Origin of the sequence: Comamonas sp. SCN 65-56 (genome assembly GCF_001724135.1) — a bacterium.
GTDB lineage: Bacteria > Pseudomonadota > Gammaproteobacteria > Burkholderiales > Burkholderiaceae_C > Comamonas_C.
The window spans coordinates 83,341-99,757 of the sequence record NZ_MEDS01000004.1 but is presented as its reverse complement, the minus strand read 5'-3'; the positions used below and the strand labels follow the sequence as shown (position 1 = coordinate 99,757).

Sequence of the window (16,417 nt, the reverse complement as noted above, 5' to 3'; positions counted from 1 at the left end):
GCGATGAACCCCACGACCTCCTCCGATCTGCTCGCCGGCTTTTCGCTGGGCCTTGCCAGCGGTGCAGTGCGCATCGTCGATCTTTCGCACACGCTGAGCACCGACTTCCCCACGCTCGGCCTGCCGCCCGAGCTCGGCCAGTGCGCGCCGTTTCGCGTCGAGCAGGTCTCGCGCTACGACGAACGCGGGGCAGCCTGGTACTGGAACAACATCTCCTGCAGCGAACACACCGGCACGCACTTTGACGCACCCATCCACTGGATCACCGGGCGCGATCTGCCGAACAACGCGGTGGATGCCATCCCTGCCAAGCACTTCATCGCGCCCGTCTGCGTCATCGACTGCAGCGCGCAGGCCGCCCAGAATGCCGACTATCTGATGACCGTCGGCGACATCGAGACCTTCGAGGCCGCGCACGGTCGCATTGCGGCCGGTGCCTGGGTTTTCATGCGCACCAACTGGTCGCACCACTGGAGCCACCGGCGCGATGCGCGCGCCTACCAGAACTACGACGCCAGCGGCCAGCACACGCCGGGGCCGAGCGTGGAGGCGGTGCGCTTTCTCGTCGAGCAGCGCGACGTGCTCGGCTTTGGCTCGGAAACCATAGGCACCGACGCCGGCCAGGCCGCGCACCTGCTGCCGCCCTACCCCTGCCACACGCTGATGCACGGGGCGGGCAAGTACGGACTTCAGTGCCTGGCGAATCTGGAACAGCTGCCGCCGACGGGCGCACTCATCATTGCCGCGCCGCTCAAGATCGAACATGGCAGCGGCAGCCCGCTGCGCGTCATCGCGCTGGTGCCGGGTCAGTAAGGAGACATTGCCATGCACTACACCGCATTGGTCACCGGCGGCTCAGCCGGCATCGGAGCAGACATCTGCCAGCGCATGCTGCAGGATGGCTGGAAGGTCATCAGCCTGGCACGCCGCGCGCCGCAGTGGTCGCACGCCAACTTCACCACCATCAATGTCGACCTGCTCGATGCCGCCGCCACCGCGCAAGCCGCGCAGGAAATCGTCCAGCGCTTTGAGGTTTCGCATTTCATCCACAACGCCGGCGTGATCTGGCCCCACCTGCTGCAAGACGCCACCGTGGACGAGCTGCAGGGTCTGACGCAAATCCACCTCGGAAGCGCTCTGACGCTGATGCAGTCCGTGCTTCCAGCTATGGAAAAACAAGCATTCGGGCGCGTGGTGCTGATGTCCTCGCGCGGCGCGCTGGGCCTGGCCACGCGCACCAACTACTCGGCGACCAAGGCCGGCATGATAGGCATGGCACGCACCTGGGCCCTGGAGCTTGCGCCCAAGGGCATCACCGTGAACGTCGTCGCGCCCGGCCCGATCCAGACACCGATGTTCTACGACGTCGTGCCCTCGGGCAGCGAGCGAGAGGCCAAGCTGGCAGCCAACATCCCCGTCGGCCGCATCGGCCGCCCGGACGACGTGACCCGCGCGGTGATGTTTTTCTCCGATCCCGCCAACAGCTTCGTCACCGGCCAGACCTTGTACGTCTGTGGCGGCGCGAGCGTGGGCACACTGACCATTTGATTTCCCAACCCTCCACAACACGACAGGAGACATTGCATGCGCATCCCACGCACACTCAAACTCGCCGCCCAGGCCGTGGCGCTGTCCGCCGCCCTGGGGCTGGGCAGCGGCGCCGCCGTCGCCCAGATCAAGGTTGGCGTCATCTATTCCGGCACCGGAGCCACCTCCTTCGTCGGTATCCCGCAGGGCAACACCATTGCTTTGTTGCCACAGAAGATCGGCGACTACACGGTGCAGTACATCGGCCTGGATGACGCCAGCGACCCGACGCAGACCGTCACCAACGTGCGCAAGCTGATCGACGAGCAGAAGATAGACGCGCTGATCGGGCCCAGCGGTTCGCCCAACGCCATGGGAGTGATCCAGTTCATCGCCGAAGCCGGCATTCCCATGCTGGCACCGGTGGGCACCGCCGCTGTCGTACAACCCATGGACGACAAGAAAAAATGGGTCTTCAAGACCACGCAGAACGACGAAATCATCGGCGCGGCGCTGTTCGACCAGATGAGCAAATCGGGGGTCAAGACCATTGGCTTCATTGGTCTCAACGACCCCTATGGCGAAAATTGGTACCGCGTCTCCACGGCTCTGGCGGAAAAGCACGGCATCAAGATCATCGCCAACGAGCGCTTCGCGCGCACCGACGCCTCGGTCACCGGCCAGACGCTCAAGCTCATCGGTGCCAAGCCGGATGCCGTCCTGATCGCCGCTGCCGGCGGCCCCACCGTGCTGCCCGAAGTGTCGCTGCGCGACCGCGGCTACAAGGGTCCCATCTACCAGACACACGGTGCGGCGCTGCCCGCCTTCATCAAGCTCGGCGGTGCCAAGGTTGAAGGCACCATCATGGCCGCCAGCCTGATGCTGGTGCTACCTGAAATCGCCGACAGCAACCCGTCCAAGAAGGTCGCCCAGAACTACATCGACGCCTACAAGAAGCAATACGGCGAGCCGCCAGCCACTTTTGGTGCCAACGTGTTTGATGCCGGTCTGCTGCTGCAAAACGCCATTCCCAAGGCCGCAGAAAAGGGCAAGCCTGGTACACCGGAGTTCCGCTCTGCGCTGCGCGATGCGCTGGAGCAGACCAAGGAACTCGTGGGCACGCAAGGCGTTTACAACATGACGCCCCAAGACCACAGCGGGTTTGACCAGCGTGGGCGTGAACTCATCACCGTCAAGGACGGACAGTTCCGCTTGCTCAAATAATCAGAGCACCGTACATAGAAAAACCGGGCGCCAGGCCCGGTTTTTTCATGGTGCCTGTCAGCTTCAGTTGAGCAGCTTCACACCCGTCTTGGACTGGATTTCGTCAAAGCTCACGTCCGGCGCCAGTTCGACGAGCTTCAGGCCCTGCGGCGTCACGTGCATCACGCCCAGGTCGGTGATGATCTCGTGGATCACGCCCACGCCCGTGAGCGGCAGCGTGCACTGCGGCAGGATCTTCAGATCGGTCGTTCCGTCCTTCTTCTTGGCCACATGCTCCATCAGCACGATGACCTTGGGAACGCCGCCGACAAGGTCCATCGCGCCGCCCATGCCCTTGACCATCTTGCCCGGGATCATCCAGTTGGCCAGATCGCCCTTCTCGCTCACCTGCATCGCGCCGAGGATGGCGAGGTTGATCTTGCCGCCGCGGATCATCGCGAAGCTGTCATGGCTGCCGAAGATGGCCGAACCGGGCAGCGTGGTCACGGTCTGCTTGCCGGCGTTGATCAGGTCTGCGTCCACCTGGTCTTCCGTCGGGAAGGGGCCGATGCCGAGCAGTCCGTTTTCCGATTGCAGCCAGACTTCCTTGTCACCGGTGTAGTTGGCCACCAGCGTCGGGATGCCGATCCCCAGATTCACGTAGAACCCGTCCTGCAATTCCTGGGCGGCACGCGCCGCCATCTGTTCCTTGGTCCACGGCATGTCAGGCTCCTGCTTTCTCGGTGATGGTGCGTTTCTCGATGTGCTTGCTCGGGTTGGTGTTGAGCACGATGCGGTGCACGTAGATGCCCGGCAGATGCACGTCGTCGGGCGCGAGTTCGCCTGGCTGCACGATTTTTTCGACTTCCACAACGCAGATCTTGCCCGCCATGGCCACCGCCGGATTGAAGTTGCGCGCGGTGAGGTTGAAGCGCAGATTGCCGGTGGTGTCGGCCACGGCGGCATGCACCAGCGACACACCGGGCACCAGCGAGCGCTCCATCAGATAGGTGTGGCCGTCGAACTCGCGCGTTTCCTTGCCCTCGGCCACGATGGTGCCCACGCCGGTGCGCGTGAAGAAGGCCGGAATGCCGGCGCCACCCGCGCGCAGCTTCTCGGCCAGCGTGCCCTGCGGGGTGAACTCCAGCTCCAGCTCCTTGGCCAGGTACTGGCGCTCGAATTCCTTGTTCTCACCCACGTAGGAGCTGATCATCTTCTTGATCTGGCGCGTGTTGAGCAGCTTGCCCAAGCCCACGCCGTCGATGCCGGCATTGTTGGAAATTGCGGTGAGGTTTTTCACGCCGGAAGCGCACAGCGCCTCGATCAGCGCCTCGGGAATGCCACACAGGCCGAAGCCGCCGACGGCGATCAGCTGGCCGTCGTGCACGATGCCCTTGAGGGCCTCGGCCGCGGAGGGATAAATCTTGTTCACAAATGTTTCTCCTGAATCTGAAGCGACTGCCCTACGATACTGCGAGTTCAATTTTGTTGCGTTGCACAATGGGTGTCAACAGCCGCGCAACGGGGTTATCCCTGAGTCTTGTGCGGCGCCTGCGCACCCGTCGCGCACACTAAGGCCGGGCGCCCGCTCACGCCGGGCGGGGCACGCCCAACTGCTCCACCGGCACGGGGCGAGAGAACCAATAGCCTTGGAACAGCAGACAACCGTGCGCGGCCAGAAAATCCCGCTGCGCCGCGGTTTCCACTCCCTCGGCGATCACCTCCAGCTCCAGCGTGCGCGCCATCGCGATGATGGTCTGCACGATCACGTCGGCCGCTTCCTGCCGACCGATCTGATGCGTGAAGGATTGGTCGATCTTGAGTTGGTGCAGCGGCAGTTGCGTGAGGTAGGCGAGCGACGAATGCCCGGTGCCGAAATCATCGATGGCGAAGCGCACGCCCTTGGCTCGCAGCTGGTGCATCTTCGCGATCGAACCCTGCATGTCTTCGAGCACCAGCGACTCGGTCAGCTCCAGCACCAGCTTTTGCACCGGTGCGCCGGTGCGCTGCAACGCCTCGACGGTCTGCGCAACAAAGTCCTCCTGGCGAAACTGGCGCGCACTGACGTTGACGGATACCTGCCAGTCCTCGCGGCCGGGCTCGCGTGCCCAGGCAGCCAGCTGGCTGCACGCCTGCTCCAGCACCCACTGCCCCAGGGCGACGATGAGACCGCTGTCCTCGGCTACCGCGATGAAGGCACCGGGCGCGATCAGGCCACGCTCGGGATGCTGCCAGCGCAGCAAGGCCTCCACACCCACGGTGCGGCCGTTGTGTGCAAACTGGGGCTGATAGTGCAGCACGAACTGCCCCCGCTCCAGCGCCGTCTGCAGGTCGGCCTCCAGCGCGGCACGCTGGTTGATGCGCTCCTGCATCTGCGGGTCAAAAAAGCACAGGCCATTGCCGCGACGCTGCTTGACCTGGTACATCGCGATGTCGGCGCGCTTGAGCAGCTCCTGCGCATCCAGGCCCGCCGCGTCGTCGTGGCCGAACAGGGCTACGCCCACGCTGCAACTGCTGCGCTGCACCTGCCCATCCAATTCATAGGGCTCGCCCAGGCTGGCCGTCAGCTTGTCACCCACGCGCCGTGTCTGCTCGGCCGCGCGTCCAGGCTCGGCGGCCAGCTGCGACAGCATGACGACAAACTCATCCCCGCCCAGCCGCGCCACGGTGTCGCAGCCACGCACCGCGGCTTGCAGGCGCTCGCCCACCTGGCGCAGCAGTTCATCGCCTACCTCGTGGCCGCGGGTGTCGTTGAGCAGCTTGAAATGGTCCAGGTCAATGAACAGCAGCGCGCCCATCTGCCGCTCGCGCCGCGCCTGCGCCACCGCCTGCGTGAGCCGGTCCAGCAGCAGGCGCCGATTGGGCAGATTGGTCAACGGATCGAAGAACGCCAGTTGCGCGATCTCGGCCGTGGCCTGGCGCAACTCGGTCACGTCGTGGTAGCTGATCATCAGGCCGCTCTCGGGAGCGGCACGCTCGCTCACCTGGATGCGGCGGCCCGTGGGCAGCTGCAGCTCATGGGTCGCGGCATCCCGGCGTTCCTGCCTCGCCAGGCGTTCACGCACCCAGTCGGCATGCGCCTCGGGTTGCGCATCCGGCATGTATGCCTGGGCCGAGGCGTCCAGCACCGCATGAAACGGCATGCCCACGCGCATCGCTGACTGCAGCCACGGGAACAGCTCAACAAAGCGCCGGTTCCACTGGACGACGTTGCGCTGTGCGTCCAGCAGCAGAAAGCCGCTGACGATCGCGCCCAGAGCCTGGTTCAGCATGGCACGCGAGCGCGCCGCTTGCCGGCGTGCCCGCTGCAGCCGCAACACGTAGGACTGCAGCAGCACACCCGTGACCACCAGCAGCGCGGCAAACAGCAGCGCCGCCGCCAGCACCGCGCGCATGTCCCGCCGCCAGCGCGCCAGCGCCGCCTGCTCGGGCAGGCTGGCGGTGATCCACAACTGCGGGTACAGCGTCGGCTGGGCCACCACCAGCGCGTGGCTCCCCGAAAGGCGCGCGCGCCCGCCCGAAGCATCGCTTTGCCGCAGCGGCGCAGCGCCCGCGGGCAGCCGCTCGGCCAAGGGCACGCCCAGCAGCAGCATGCCCCCCGTGTGCTCCAGGGTGACCTCCAGGCCCGGGATGTCAGCGCCCTGCATCAGCACCGGTTCCAGCCCCGCCAGCGGCACCTGGGCCACCATCAGCAGCCGCGAGCCGTCGGTGACGGGCACGGGCCGCGCCATGTAGACCACCCGCTCGGCACTGGCAAAGCTGACCTGGGGCTCGCTGATGACCATCGCCGGCACGATCTGCGCCAGCGCCTGGGCGGCAAAGCCCGTGGGCAGATCCACCGTCAATTGCTGGCCTGCCTGCTGGGTTGACGCAAGCACTCGGCCCTGGCCATCGAGCAGCGCCACGTAACGCACCAGCAGGTTCTGGCGCACGGCAACCTGCATGAAACGGTTGGCCTGCGCGGCATCGATGCCGGCGCCACCGGCGCTGCGCAAGCCTGGCAGGTCGTGGACGTTGGACAGCAGAACGTCAAGGCCCAGCAGTGCGCGATTGATGGACGCCCGCGCGCCCGCGGCAAAGCGCTCGGTCTGGGCGCGGCCATCGTCCAGCGCGCCCTGGCGCAGCGCCAGCGCCAAGCCACCGATAGCCAGCGCCATGATCACCACCAGCACCCCCACCGCGGACCAGATGCTGAACTTGACACGCAGGGCGGCGGGGGCGGCAGCGTTCATCGCGGCGCGGAGAGGTGAATGCCGGTCTCGGCGGCCAGCGTGCGGTCCCAGACCTGTGCGCAATCCGTCGCACAGCGCGCCACCCAGCGCGGCAGCACCACGGTTTGCAGGATTTCGCGGCGCAGCTGCGTATCGTGCAGCGACAGCGGCACCACCGTCATCTGGCCCTTGTCGTTCTTGCGGCATGCCGGCGCGCCGCTGTTGCAGACCACGCCCTCGGCGGTATCGCGCTCGGCTGCTGCCCAGATGTCACGCTCCAGCCGGGGCAGCTCGCGCCCGAGCAGCTCGCGCAAATCAGGCGGCAAGGCATCCCAGGCGGTCTGATTGGCGCCAAAGATGGCCAGCCCCCAGGTCACGGGCAGCGGGTAGAGATAGCGCGTGACCCGATACAACCCCAGCGAGTGGCCCGACATGGTGCCGGTGATGGCGCACTCGGTATCGCCCGACTCCAGGCTGCGCATGAGCTGCGCAAAACCAGTGTGCACCGGCACGCCGCCCAGCGCATCAATGAAGTCCGCCTGCCCCACCGAGGACACACGCACCCGCCGCCCTTTCAGATCCGCCAGCCGCGTCAGGGACCTCTTGCAGAACACCACCTGCGCCGGATAGACGTAGATGGCCAGCGTGCGCACGCCATGGCGCTCGCGCAGGGCGTTTTCCAGCCAGGGGCGAAACGCCGTGACGTTGGCGCGCAATTGCGGCATGTCGGCGCTCAGACCGGGAAGATCGATGGCCGCGTACTCCGGGTACTGCATGGTCGTCAAGCTCAGCAGCATGGTGCCGAAAGGCACGACGCCCAGCTCCATCAAGCGCAGCATCTCGGCGCCAGGCACCCCGGCGCGGTCAAACGGCACGATGTCCGCGCCATAGCGCCCACCGCTCAGGCGCGCCAGCTCCCTGGTCCAGAAGGGCTGCTCATACTCCTGATATTGCGTCAACCCCGCCAGGCCGCCGACGATTTGCAGCTTGAGTGCCGCCGCCTCGGATGGCGCGCTGGCTGCCGCCAATGGCAGCAGGCCGGCCAGCGCCAGCACGCCCGCACGAATCAGGCGCTGCAAGGGGCGACGAGGACGGGTGAAGGGCATGGGCAAACACCAGGGCGCGACATGTTCAGCCGCGCTGCAGCATACAACGCCAAACCCCTGTCCGTCACCAGAAAACCTACCAAAAAGCGAGCGCCCGACGCTGTGCATGCCAACGCCTCGGCACCAAAGAAGAGGGAGGCCAGGAGTCAGGATCGCTGCACGGCCAGCCGCCGACCCAGCCGCGGCAGCGCCGCGCCGGCGTTGCGCCAGCTGGCCTCGGCCAATGCCTCTGGCGCCATGCCGCGCAGCCCGGCGATCACGCCCGCGATGCGTGGCAGCTCGGCCGGGCTGTTGCGACCCTGGGGCACACCACCCGCACGCGCGGCGGCGTCGCGGTACAGCCAGTGCGGCGGAATGTCGGGCGCATCGGTTTCCAGCACCAGCGCCGAAAGCGGCAGCTCTGCTGCCAGGCGGCGCAGCTGCAGCGCGCGCTCAAACGTCACCGCGCCGCCGAAGCCGAGCTTGAAGCCCATGGCCATGAAGGCCTGTGCCTGCTGCAGGCTGCCGTTGAACGCGTGGGCGATGCCGCCCGCCACCGGCAGCTCGCGCAGCGCCTTGAGCACCCGGTCCACACTCCTGCGCACATGCAGCAACACCGGTAGATCAAAGCGCCGCGCCAGGCGCAGCTGCGCGCGCAACAGCCGCTCCTGGTGCGGGCCATCGAGCCCCGGAACGAAATAATCAAGACCGATCTCGCCCACGGCGACAAGATGCGCGTCCTCGCCGCAGGCGTGCATCAGAGCCCCGAGCGCGTCGATATCCGCATCGGTGGCATCCGGCGTGCACATGGGGTGTATGCCCAGCGCATAGCTGTCGCCCCACGCATGGGCCAGCGTGCGCACCGCACCCCAGTTGGAGCGCGCCACCGCCGGGATCACGCAATGCACCACTCCCACGGAGCGCGCTGCCGCGCGCATGGCCGCGCGGTCGGTGTCGAACTCCGCTGCGTCCAGATGGCAATGGGTATCGACGAAAACCGTCACACCCGGCCCAGCACCGGCACCAGCGCGCCATGCACCGCGCGTGCCGCGTCCGAGGCCAGAAAGCCGATGATCTCGGCCAGCGCCTCGGGCGCGACCCAGCGCGAAAAATCCGCATCGGGCATGGCAACGCGGTTGGGCAGCGTGTCGATGATGGAGGGCAGCACGGCATTGACGTTGATGCCGTCGTCGCGCAGTTCGGCCGACATGGATTCCACCAGGCGCATGAGCGCGCTCTTGGATGCGGCATAGGCTCCCGTCGAGGCACCGCCCTTGAGCCCCCCGGCAGCCCCGACCGCCACGATGCGGCCGCGCGTTTGCCGGCGCATGTGCGGTACGACGGCAGCCGCCATGTGGATGAAGCTGCGCGCGTTCAGGTCCATCATGAAATCCCAGGCACTGGCTGGTGTCTCGTGCACCGGCTCACCCATGTGAAAGCCGCCGGCGAGGTGGCACAGCACATCAATGTGGTGCACCCGCGGCAATGCCTGCGCCACGGCCTGCACCAGCGCGTCGCGATCGAGCAGATCGACTGGCAGCAGCAGCGCATCGGCCAGTCCACCGTAGCGCGATTGCAGCGCCTGGGCATCGCGGTCCAGCAGCACCAGGCGCGCACCCTGGCGTTCAAACCATGCGGCGGTGGCCACTCCCAAATTGCCGGCCGCGCCGGTGATGCAGACCACGTCTCTATCGGTACCCATGACATTCCTCCAGCTGAGACTGTGGATCATAGAAGCGGCGCCGGTCGGCTACGCTTGCGCTCTCGCCCATTTCTTTTTACCGAGGAGCTCCGATGACCGCCGCACTCACCACCACCGATTACAAGCAGCTGACCAGCACCATCTCCGCCAACGTGCGCACGCTCAAGGACAGCGTGCCGGACGTGCTGGCCGGCTTCAACGCCATGGGCAAAGCCGCGCTGGCGCCCGGTGCCATTGATGCCAAGACCAAGGAATTGATAGCACTTGCCATCGGCGTGGCCGCGCGTTGCGATGGCTGTTTGGGTTTTCACACGCAGGCGCTGGTGCGCCTGGGCGCCACGCGCGAGGAAGTCCACGAAATGCTCGGCGTCGCCGTTTACATGGGCGGCGGGCCTTCGCTGATGTACGCGGCCAGCACGGTGGCCGCGTTTGACGAGGCCCTGGCGGCCAGGAAGGCCTGAGCTTCGAGGCGGCCGGGCCTCGGGCTCCCACGCACCCGTGGGGTCGAGGCGCCACGAGGCCTACGCCGCGACCTTGCCCGACGCCGCTGTCCGGGTCTGCTCTTGCACGATGGCCGCTTCCAGTGTGCGACGCATGCGCACGGCAGCCACATCGTTGCTCATCAGCACCGGACTCATGGAGAAAAAGTCATCCACGTCGTGGCTCACGCCCATGCGCTCTTGCACGGCTTCGGCCAGCGGCACGTCTTCGTCGACGAAAGCCTTGCGCATGGCGTCGATCTTGAATTGGTTGAATTCCGCGTCATCGACATTGTGGTTGCGCCGGGTGACGAAGAAGTAATGGGTGCTCCCATTGGTTTCAGGGGTCACCGTGTGCAAGTCGTACTGGCCCGTGGTGCCAACCAAATCGAGGGGCGCACCCGCGTCTTGCGTGGCACCGACGGACAGCTGGATGTTGCCGGGCATCAGGTAGGTGATGTCGAAGAAGTGGCGCGCTGCGGCCTTGGGGTCTGGCAGGAAGCCGGCAAAAATCATCATTGCCGGGGTCTGAGACCATTCCCAGCGCGCGGCGAAAGCGTCTCCCACTGGACGCACCTGCGGCACCAGCGGCGAGAGCTGACCGCGCGTGGTGATGATCTCGCCGTGGACATGGTCGATATGGCTCAAGTCCATGACGTTGTCCAGGATGAGCTTGTAATTGCATTTCACGTGGATGTGGGTGTAGCCCACGCCGCTTTCCGGCCCTTCGGTCAACGGACTGAAATCGTGCAGCTTGGCTTCGTCGGCGGGTGCGTCACCCATCCAGATCCAGATCAGACCATTGCGCTCGCGCAGCGTGAAACTGGGCACGGTGGCCGCCGCAGGAATATGCTGGTTACCATGCGGATTGTGGGTGCAGGCTCCGTTGCAGTCGAACTGCAGACCATGGTATTTGCAGGTCACGGTGTCGCCGTTGCGATCACCCATGTGCAGGGGCAGGAAGCGGTGCGGGCAGCGGTCGAGCATGGCGACCGGTTCGCCACTGCCCTTCTTGCGGTAGATGAGGACAGGGGTGTCCAGCAGCGTGCGATGGAACAGCGCTTCTGCATCGACTTCCGTGCTGAGCGCTGCCACGTACCAGGCGTTCATGAGGTAGGGCTTGGGCTGGGTCAGCGGCTGGGCGAGATTGGACATGGGGGTCTCCTGAATTTTCAAACGTCAAATTGAAAGAAACTGTGGCGTGCCGCCGCAACACACGGCCGTTCACCACGGGCGATGCCTGCTGCGCCGTACCCTGGGCCACGGCGCGGCAAACCTAGATGCGCTCCAGAACGAGGCGCGTTGATCTGGAGCGCGAACAGCAGGGCGTGAAGAGCCCGCTCTGGTGTTCACTGTCGGTGAAGAACATGTCGCGGTGGTCTGGCTCGCCCGACACCACGCGCATGGCGCAGGTGCCGCAAATGCCTTGTTCGCAGGACATGGACAGCTCCACGCCTTGCTTGGTGAGGCATTGCAGGATGCTTTGGTCCGGCGCAACCGTGAAAATCCCATCCACCCCTTGCACTACCACTTCAAAACGGTCGCCCGGATCGCAAGCGGCTTGAGGGTCGGCGCTGAAGCGTTCGAAATGAATCTGTGCGTCGTGCCAGCCTTGCGCGTGCGCGGCGCCGCACACGTAATCGATGAACCCCGCCGGACCGCAAACGTAGAGCCGAGCGTGTTGCGACGGACCCGCCAGCACGCGCCCGGCATCCAGCTTCTGCCCGGCTGCGCCATCATCCTCGTGCAGATGAACGCGATCCGCGTACGGGCGCGCACTCAATCGGTCCAGAAACGCTGCACGGTTACGGCTCCTCACGCAGTAGTGCAGTTCGAAGGATTGGCCAGCGGCATGCAGCTGCTCAGCCATCGCCAGCAGCGGCGTGATGCCGATACCCCCAGCCAGCAGCACCGTGTGCTCAGCCGGCTGCAGCGCAAAGTGGTTGCGCGGGCCGCGCACACGCACGCGCGCACCCACGGTCAGATCTTCATGCACGCTGCGCGAGCCGCCCCGCCCGCCCGGTTCCAGCAGGATGCCCAGCTCGTAGCGATAGACATCGCCAGGCGCATTGCACAGGGAAAAATTGCGCACCACACCTGCCGGCGTTTCCAGGTCGATGTGCGAGCCAGCGTCAAACGCTGGCAACCTGTCTCCGCTCGCGCTGCGCAGCTCCAAACCAACGACCTGCTCGGCAAGCGCCTGGTGTGAGGTCACCACAAGTTCAAACCAACCGGCATCTGACTGCATGACTGTCTCCTTGTTCTTTCAACCCTACGCAGGGGTTGATGAGCAATCGACGTGCCACGCCACAGAGGTTTCATAAGTCATTGATTTTCAATGATAATTTATTCACAACCATCCTGCCGACTCTCATCTGGCTTGGAAATTTCACCTGTGCATTAATATTTGAAGGAAATTTCTCTTCAGGCGAAATTTCAGCCTCAACACCAACAGATGCGCCATGAAGCCACGCACCGCCATCCCTGTTGCCGACCCTGACGCACAAGACTTGCTGCGCAACTTGCAGTTCACGCCAGAGACCGGTGAAGTGCACTTTCTGGGTCACCGCATGCTGCTGCTGCACGCAAGCTCCCTCGACGAGTTGCGCCATGGGCTGATAGACCGGCTGGGGTCGGACGTCACTCAGGAGCTGTTCATGCGCATGGGCTACCAGCAAGGATTCGCCGACGCCCTCAAGATCAAGGAACTGCACGGCTCGGAACCACTTTCAAGACAGCTCGCCCTCGGTCCGCGCGTGAGAGAGCTTGAGGGTTTCGTAAAGAACCTGCCCATCGAACACATGGAACTGGACTCCACCAACGGCGCCTTCCGGGGCGACTTTTTTTGGGAACATTCGTGGGAAGCCACGGCCCACCTGAACCACTTCGGCCTCAGCGGCTCGCCGACCTGCTGGATCATGACCGGCTACGCGAACGGATATTGCACGGCGATCACCGGCGTTCCCATTCACTGGCACGAAGAAGAATGCTGCGCGATGGGCCACGCCCGCTGCCGCGTCATCGCCCGCCCGTTGGCCGAATGGAAGAACCTCGGCGAGACCGAGATCGCCTACCTTCGGACCAGCCAGCTCACTGCCGGCACGGAGGCAGGCAGCGCGGCACCGATTCAACGCAAAGCCACCTCCAAGGGCGAACCGTCCGCCGCCAATGCACCACCGCCGCAGGCGATGAACCTCCCGGGCTTTGAAGACATGGTAGGCACGTCAACAGGGTTTCTTGCAGCCGCCGCGCTCACCAGCCGTGTTGCGCCGACCAATGCCACCGTGCTGCTCAATGGAGAAACCGGCACCGGCAAGGAAGGCTTCGCGCGCGCCGTGCACCGGCTGAGCGAACGCAGAGACGCAACGCTGGTAACAGTCAATTGCGCCGCCATCCCGAGCGAACTCGTGGAGGCAGAACTGTTCGGCGTTGAACGCGGCGCCTACACCGGTGCCACAACATCCCGCGAAGGCCGATTCGAACGCGCCCATCTCGGCACGCTGTTCCTCGATGAGGTGGCCAGCCTGCCGTTGGCGGCCCAGGGCAAGTTGTTGCGTGCGCTGCAGCAGCAGGAGATCGAACGGGTCGGCGGTACGCAGGTCTTCAAGGTCGACGTGCGCCTCATCGCCGCGGCCAATCGCGATCTCTACCAAGAGGTCCTGGCCGGGCGGTTCAGAGAGGATCTGTACTACCGGCTCAACGTCGTTCCGGTGCAGATTCCGCCACTGCGTGAGCGGCGCAGCGACATTCTCTTGCTGGCTTCGGTTTTCATGCAGCGCTTTCAGCACCAGCTCAACAAGCATGTGCACGGCCTGTCGCCACGCGCCAGCGATCTGCTCCTGAAATACGATTGGCCCGGCAATGTCCGCGAACTTGAAAACACGATGGAGCGCGGCATCGTCCTGGCCAACCCCGGGGGCGTCGTCGACATCCAGCATCTGCTGCTGCCGCAGGAAGTTGACAGCCCGCAGGACTCCCAGCTCCAACACCGAGATGCCAGAAGCAGCGCAAGCCCCAGCGCCGCTGCACGGGAGAGCTCCGAGCCATCGCCTGCCACGCTGATCGATGCGCTGCTGGCCGATACTCCTCGGTTCGAGGATATTGAGCGCCTCGTCCTCTGCCGCACCCTGGCCTTGTGCAAGGGCAACATCTCAGCCACTGCGCGCGCTTTGGGTTTGGGCCGCGCGCAAGTCGAATTCCGCTTGAAGCGCCACGGCTTGCACGCCAGCAAGTCGTCAGGCGAGGGGGGCGCCGCCTGAGCCCCAGCGCAACACGCCAGCGACCAGCGGCACGGTCTTGTCGCACTGCGCCGCCAGCTGCTCATCGTGCGTCACCACGATGAAGGCCGTGCCTTGTTCGCGCGCCAGGCGCAGCATCAGCGCAAACACCTGCTGTGCGGTGCTGCGGTCCAGGTTGCCCGTGGGCTCATCGGCCAGCACGCAGGCCGGGCGCGTCACCAGCGCGCGAGCGATGGCCACGCGCTGACGCTCGCCACCCGAGAGCTCCGCCGGGCGGTGCGCCAGGCGCTCGGCCAGGCCGACCTGGGCCAGCATCTGCGCCGCCTGGCGCATGCACTCAACCTGTGGCAAGCGCCGGATGCGCAGCGGCATGGCGACGTTCTCCTGCGCGGTGAATTCCGGCAGCAGGTGATGAAACTGGTAGATAAAGCCCAGCTTTTCATTGCGCAGCCGCCCCTGCGCGCTGGGCGCGAGCTGCAGCAGGCGCTGGCCTTCAAGAACGACGCTGCCACTGCTGGGCGCATCCAGCCCGCCCAGCAGGTGCAGCAGCGTGCTCTTGCCCGAACCCGAGGCGCCGACGATGGCCAGCGTCTCGCCGGCATGCACCACCAGATCCACACCGGCGAGCACCTGCACATCCAGCGGTCCCTCGGTGTAGCGCTTGGCAAGGCCACTGGCCTCAAGTACCACGTCACTCATAGCGCAGCGCCTGTGCGGGGTTGACGCGGCTGGCACGCCAGCTCGGGTAGAGCGTGGCGACAAACGCCAGCAGCAGCGAGATGATGGCAATCGGCACGATATCGCCCTCCTGCGGGTCGCTGGGCATGCGACTGATGAGGTAGATGTCCTTGGGCAGGAAGTGCACGCCCAGCAGGTGCTCGATGGCCGGCACGATCACATCGATGTTGAAGGCCACCAGCAGGCCCAGCGCCAGACCCGCCAGCGTGCCGATCACGCCCACCATCGCGCCCTGCACCACGAACACCCCCATGATGCTCGCCGGGCTGGCGCCCAGGGTGCGCAGGATGGCGATGTCGGCGCGCTTGTCCTGCACGCTCATCACCAGCGTGCTCACGAGGTTGAAGGCGGCGACGGCAACGATCAGCGTGAGGATGATGAACATCATGCGTTTTTCCACCTGCACCGCGGCAAACCAGGTGCGGTTTTGCTGTGTCCAGTCGCGGATCAGCAGATTGCCCGAGAGCGTCTGCGCCAGCTCCTGCGTCACGCGCGGCGCCTGGTGCAGATCCCGAAGGCGCAGGCGTACGCCCGTCGGACCTTCCAGCCGGAAGATGCGTTCGGCATCCTCATGCTGCATCAGCACCAGCGTGGAGTCGTACTCGTAATGGCCCGAATGGAACAAGCCCGAGACCGTCACCTGCTTGAGGCGCGGCACGATGCCCGCCGGCGTGACCTGCCCGCTGGGCGCGACCACGGTGACCTTGTCGCCGGGACGCACGCCGAGCGAGCGCGCCAGGTCCGTGCCCAGCACCGCGTTGAAGCTGCCGGGCGTCAGGGTATCCACTGCCCGGCGGTTGGCATCGGCGATCTCGGTCACCGCGCCTTCCTGCGCCGGATCAATGCCGCGCACCAGTACGCCTTTCATGTCTTCGCCGCGCGCCAGCAGTGCCTGCGCCGAGTCGAACGGCGCCGCGCCCACCACCTCGGGATTGGCCCGTACCTCGGCCAGCGTGCGCGCCAGATCGGGCAACGCACCGCCGTCTGGTGAAAAGACCTCGATATGCGCCACCACGCTGAGCATGCGGTCACGCACCTCTTTCTGAAAGCCGTTCATCACCGACAGCACGATGATCAGCGCCGCCACGCCAAGCGCAATGCCCAGCATCGAGACGCCCGAGATGAAGGAGATGAAGCCGTTGCGCCGCGTCGCGCGCCCGGCCCGGGTGTAGCGCCAGCCCAGGGCCAGCTCGTAGGGGATGTGCATGATCGAAAAGGAACCACCCTGAGAGGG

At 65.5% G+C, this 16,417-nt stretch carries 16 protein-coding genes; 5 read left to right on the top strand and 11 right to left on the bottom strand.

The features are described from left to right. The first annotated feature begins 3 nt into the window (after nucleotides 1-3). The 3 genes from ABS45_RS02980 to ABS45_RS02970 are packed head-to-tail and all read left to right on the top strand — an operon-like array spanning nucleotide 4 to nucleotide 2,751. On the top strand, nucleotides 4-813 hold the full coding sequence (locus ABS45_RS02980) for a cyclase family protein (protein ID WP_291552794.1): 810 nt from the start codon (nucleotides 4-6) through the stop codon (nucleotides 811-813). Nucleotides 814-825: 12 nt separating this feature from the next. Beyond that, nucleotides 826-1,548: an SDR family oxidoreductase gene (locus tag ABS45_RS02975; RefSeq protein WP_291552792.1), complete on the top strand. Its 723-nt coding sequence runs from the start codon at nucleotides 826-828 to the stop codon at nucleotides 1,546-1,548. 36 nt (nucleotides 1,549-1,584) lie between these two features. Further along, a complete protein-coding gene (locus tag ABS45_RS02970; RefSeq protein ID WP_291552789.1) occupies nucleotides 1,585-2,751 on the top strand; it encodes an ABC transporter substrate-binding protein in 1,167 nt (388 codons plus the stop codon). A 63-nt stretch (nucleotides 2,752-2,814) separates the two neighbouring features. Here ABS45_RS02970 and ABS45_RS02965 read toward each other — a convergent pair whose 3' ends face one another. The 6 genes from ABS45_RS02965 to ABS45_RS02940 form a co-directional block, all read right to left on the bottom strand. Continuing rightward, on the bottom strand, nucleotides 2,815-3,453 hold the full coding sequence (locus tag ABS45_RS02965; RefSeq protein WP_291552788.1) for a 3-oxoacid CoA-transferase subunit B: 639 nt from the start codon (nucleotides 3,451-3,453) through the stop codon (nucleotides 2,815-2,817). Between the two features lies 1 nt (nucleotide 3,454). Beyond that, nucleotides 3,455-4,162 carry a CoA transferase subunit A gene (locus ABS45_RS02960; RefSeq protein ID WP_291552785.1) on the bottom strand — a complete coding sequence of 236 codons (708 nt, stop codon included), beginning with the start codon at nucleotides 4,160-4,162 and terminating at the stop codon, nucleotides 3,455-3,457. A gap of 157 nt (nucleotides 4,163-4,319) precedes the next feature. Further along, nucleotides 4,320-6,962: an EAL domain-containing protein gene (locus tag ABS45_RS02955; protein WP_291552782.1), complete on the bottom strand. Its 2,643-nt coding sequence runs from the start codon at nucleotides 6,960-6,962 to the stop codon at nucleotides 4,320-4,322. After that, nucleotides 6,959-8,047 carry a TRAP transporter substrate-binding protein gene (locus ABS45_RS02950; RefSeq protein ID WP_291552779.1) on the bottom strand — a complete coding sequence of 363 codons (1,089 nt, stop codon included), beginning with the start codon at nucleotides 8,045-8,047 and terminating at the stop codon, nucleotides 6,959-6,961. Before ABS45_RS02950 ends, ABS45_RS02955 begins: the two co-directional genes overlap by 4 nt. Before the next feature lie 146 nt (nucleotides 8,048-8,193). Further along, complete coding sequence (locus tag ABS45_RS02945; protein ID WP_291552777.1) at nucleotides 8,194-9,030, bottom strand: TatD family hydrolase; 837 nt, start codon at nucleotides 9,028-9,030, stop codon at nucleotides 8,194-8,196. After that, nucleotides 9,027-9,728: an SDR family NAD(P)-dependent oxidoreductase gene (locus ABS45_RS02940; RefSeq protein ID WP_291552774.1), complete on the bottom strand. Its 702-nt coding sequence runs from the start codon at nucleotides 9,726-9,728 to the stop codon at nucleotides 9,027-9,029. The genes ABS45_RS02945 and ABS45_RS02940 overlap by 4 nt, the downstream gene beginning before the upstream one ends. A gap of 92 nt (nucleotides 9,729-9,820) precedes the next feature. Between ABS45_RS02940 and ABS45_RS02935 the strand changes: the two genes are divergently transcribed. Then, entirely contained in the window at nucleotides 9,821-10,189 is a 369-nt protein-coding gene (locus ABS45_RS02935; RefSeq protein WP_291552771.1) for a carboxymuconolactone decarboxylase family protein, read from the top strand. 60 nt (nucleotides 10,190-10,249) lie between these two features. Here the strand turns inward: ABS45_RS02935 and ABS45_RS02930 are convergent, their stop codons facing one another. From ABS45_RS02930 to ABS45_RS02920, 3 genes are all read right to left on the bottom strand, one after another. Next, nucleotides 10,250-11,362 carry an aromatic ring-hydroxylating dioxygenase subunit alpha gene (locus ABS45_RS02930; protein ID WP_291552769.1) on the bottom strand — a complete coding sequence of 371 codons (1,113 nt, stop codon included), beginning with the start codon at nucleotides 11,360-11,362 and terminating at the stop codon, nucleotides 10,250-10,252. A gap of 121 nt (nucleotides 11,363-11,483) precedes the next feature. After that, nucleotides 11,484-12,455, bottom strand: coding sequence for a PDR/VanB family oxidoreductase (locus ABS45_RS02925; RefSeq protein ID WP_291552766.1), 972 nt, complete (start codon nucleotides 12,453-12,455; stop codon nucleotides 11,484-11,486). 70 nt (nucleotides 12,456-12,525) lie between these two features. Then, nucleotides 12,526-12,792 carry a hypothetical protein gene (locus tag ABS45_RS02920; protein WP_291552875.1) on the bottom strand — a complete coding sequence of 89 codons (267 nt, stop codon included), beginning with the start codon at nucleotides 12,790-12,792 and terminating at the stop codon, nucleotides 12,526-12,528. Between ABS45_RS02920 and ABS45_RS02915 the strand changes: the two genes are divergently transcribed. After that, entirely contained in the window at nucleotides 12,688-14,466 is a 1,779-nt protein-coding gene (locus ABS45_RS02915) for a sigma-54-dependent Fis family transcriptional regulator (RefSeq protein WP_291552872.1), read from the top strand. The genes ABS45_RS02920 and ABS45_RS02915 overlap by 105 nt on opposite strands. Here the strand turns inward: ABS45_RS02915 and lolD are convergent. Both lolD and ABS45_RS02905 read right to left on the bottom strand, forming a co-directional pair. After that, complete coding sequence (gene lolD, locus ABS45_RS02910) at nucleotides 14,443-15,144, bottom strand: lipoprotein-releasing ABC transporter ATP-binding protein LolD (protein WP_291552762.1); 702 nt, start codon at nucleotides 15,142-15,144, stop codon at nucleotides 14,443-14,445. The two genes, ABS45_RS02915 and lolD, sit on opposite strands and share 24 nt — an antisense overlap. Then, a complete protein-coding gene (locus ABS45_RS02905; protein ID WP_291552759.1) occupies nucleotides 15,137-16,390 on the bottom strand; it encodes a lipoprotein-releasing ABC transporter permease subunit in 1,254 nt (417 codons plus the stop codon). Before ABS45_RS02905 ends, lolD begins: the two co-directional genes overlap by 8 nt. Nucleotides 16,391-16,417: the final 27 nt, after the last annotated feature.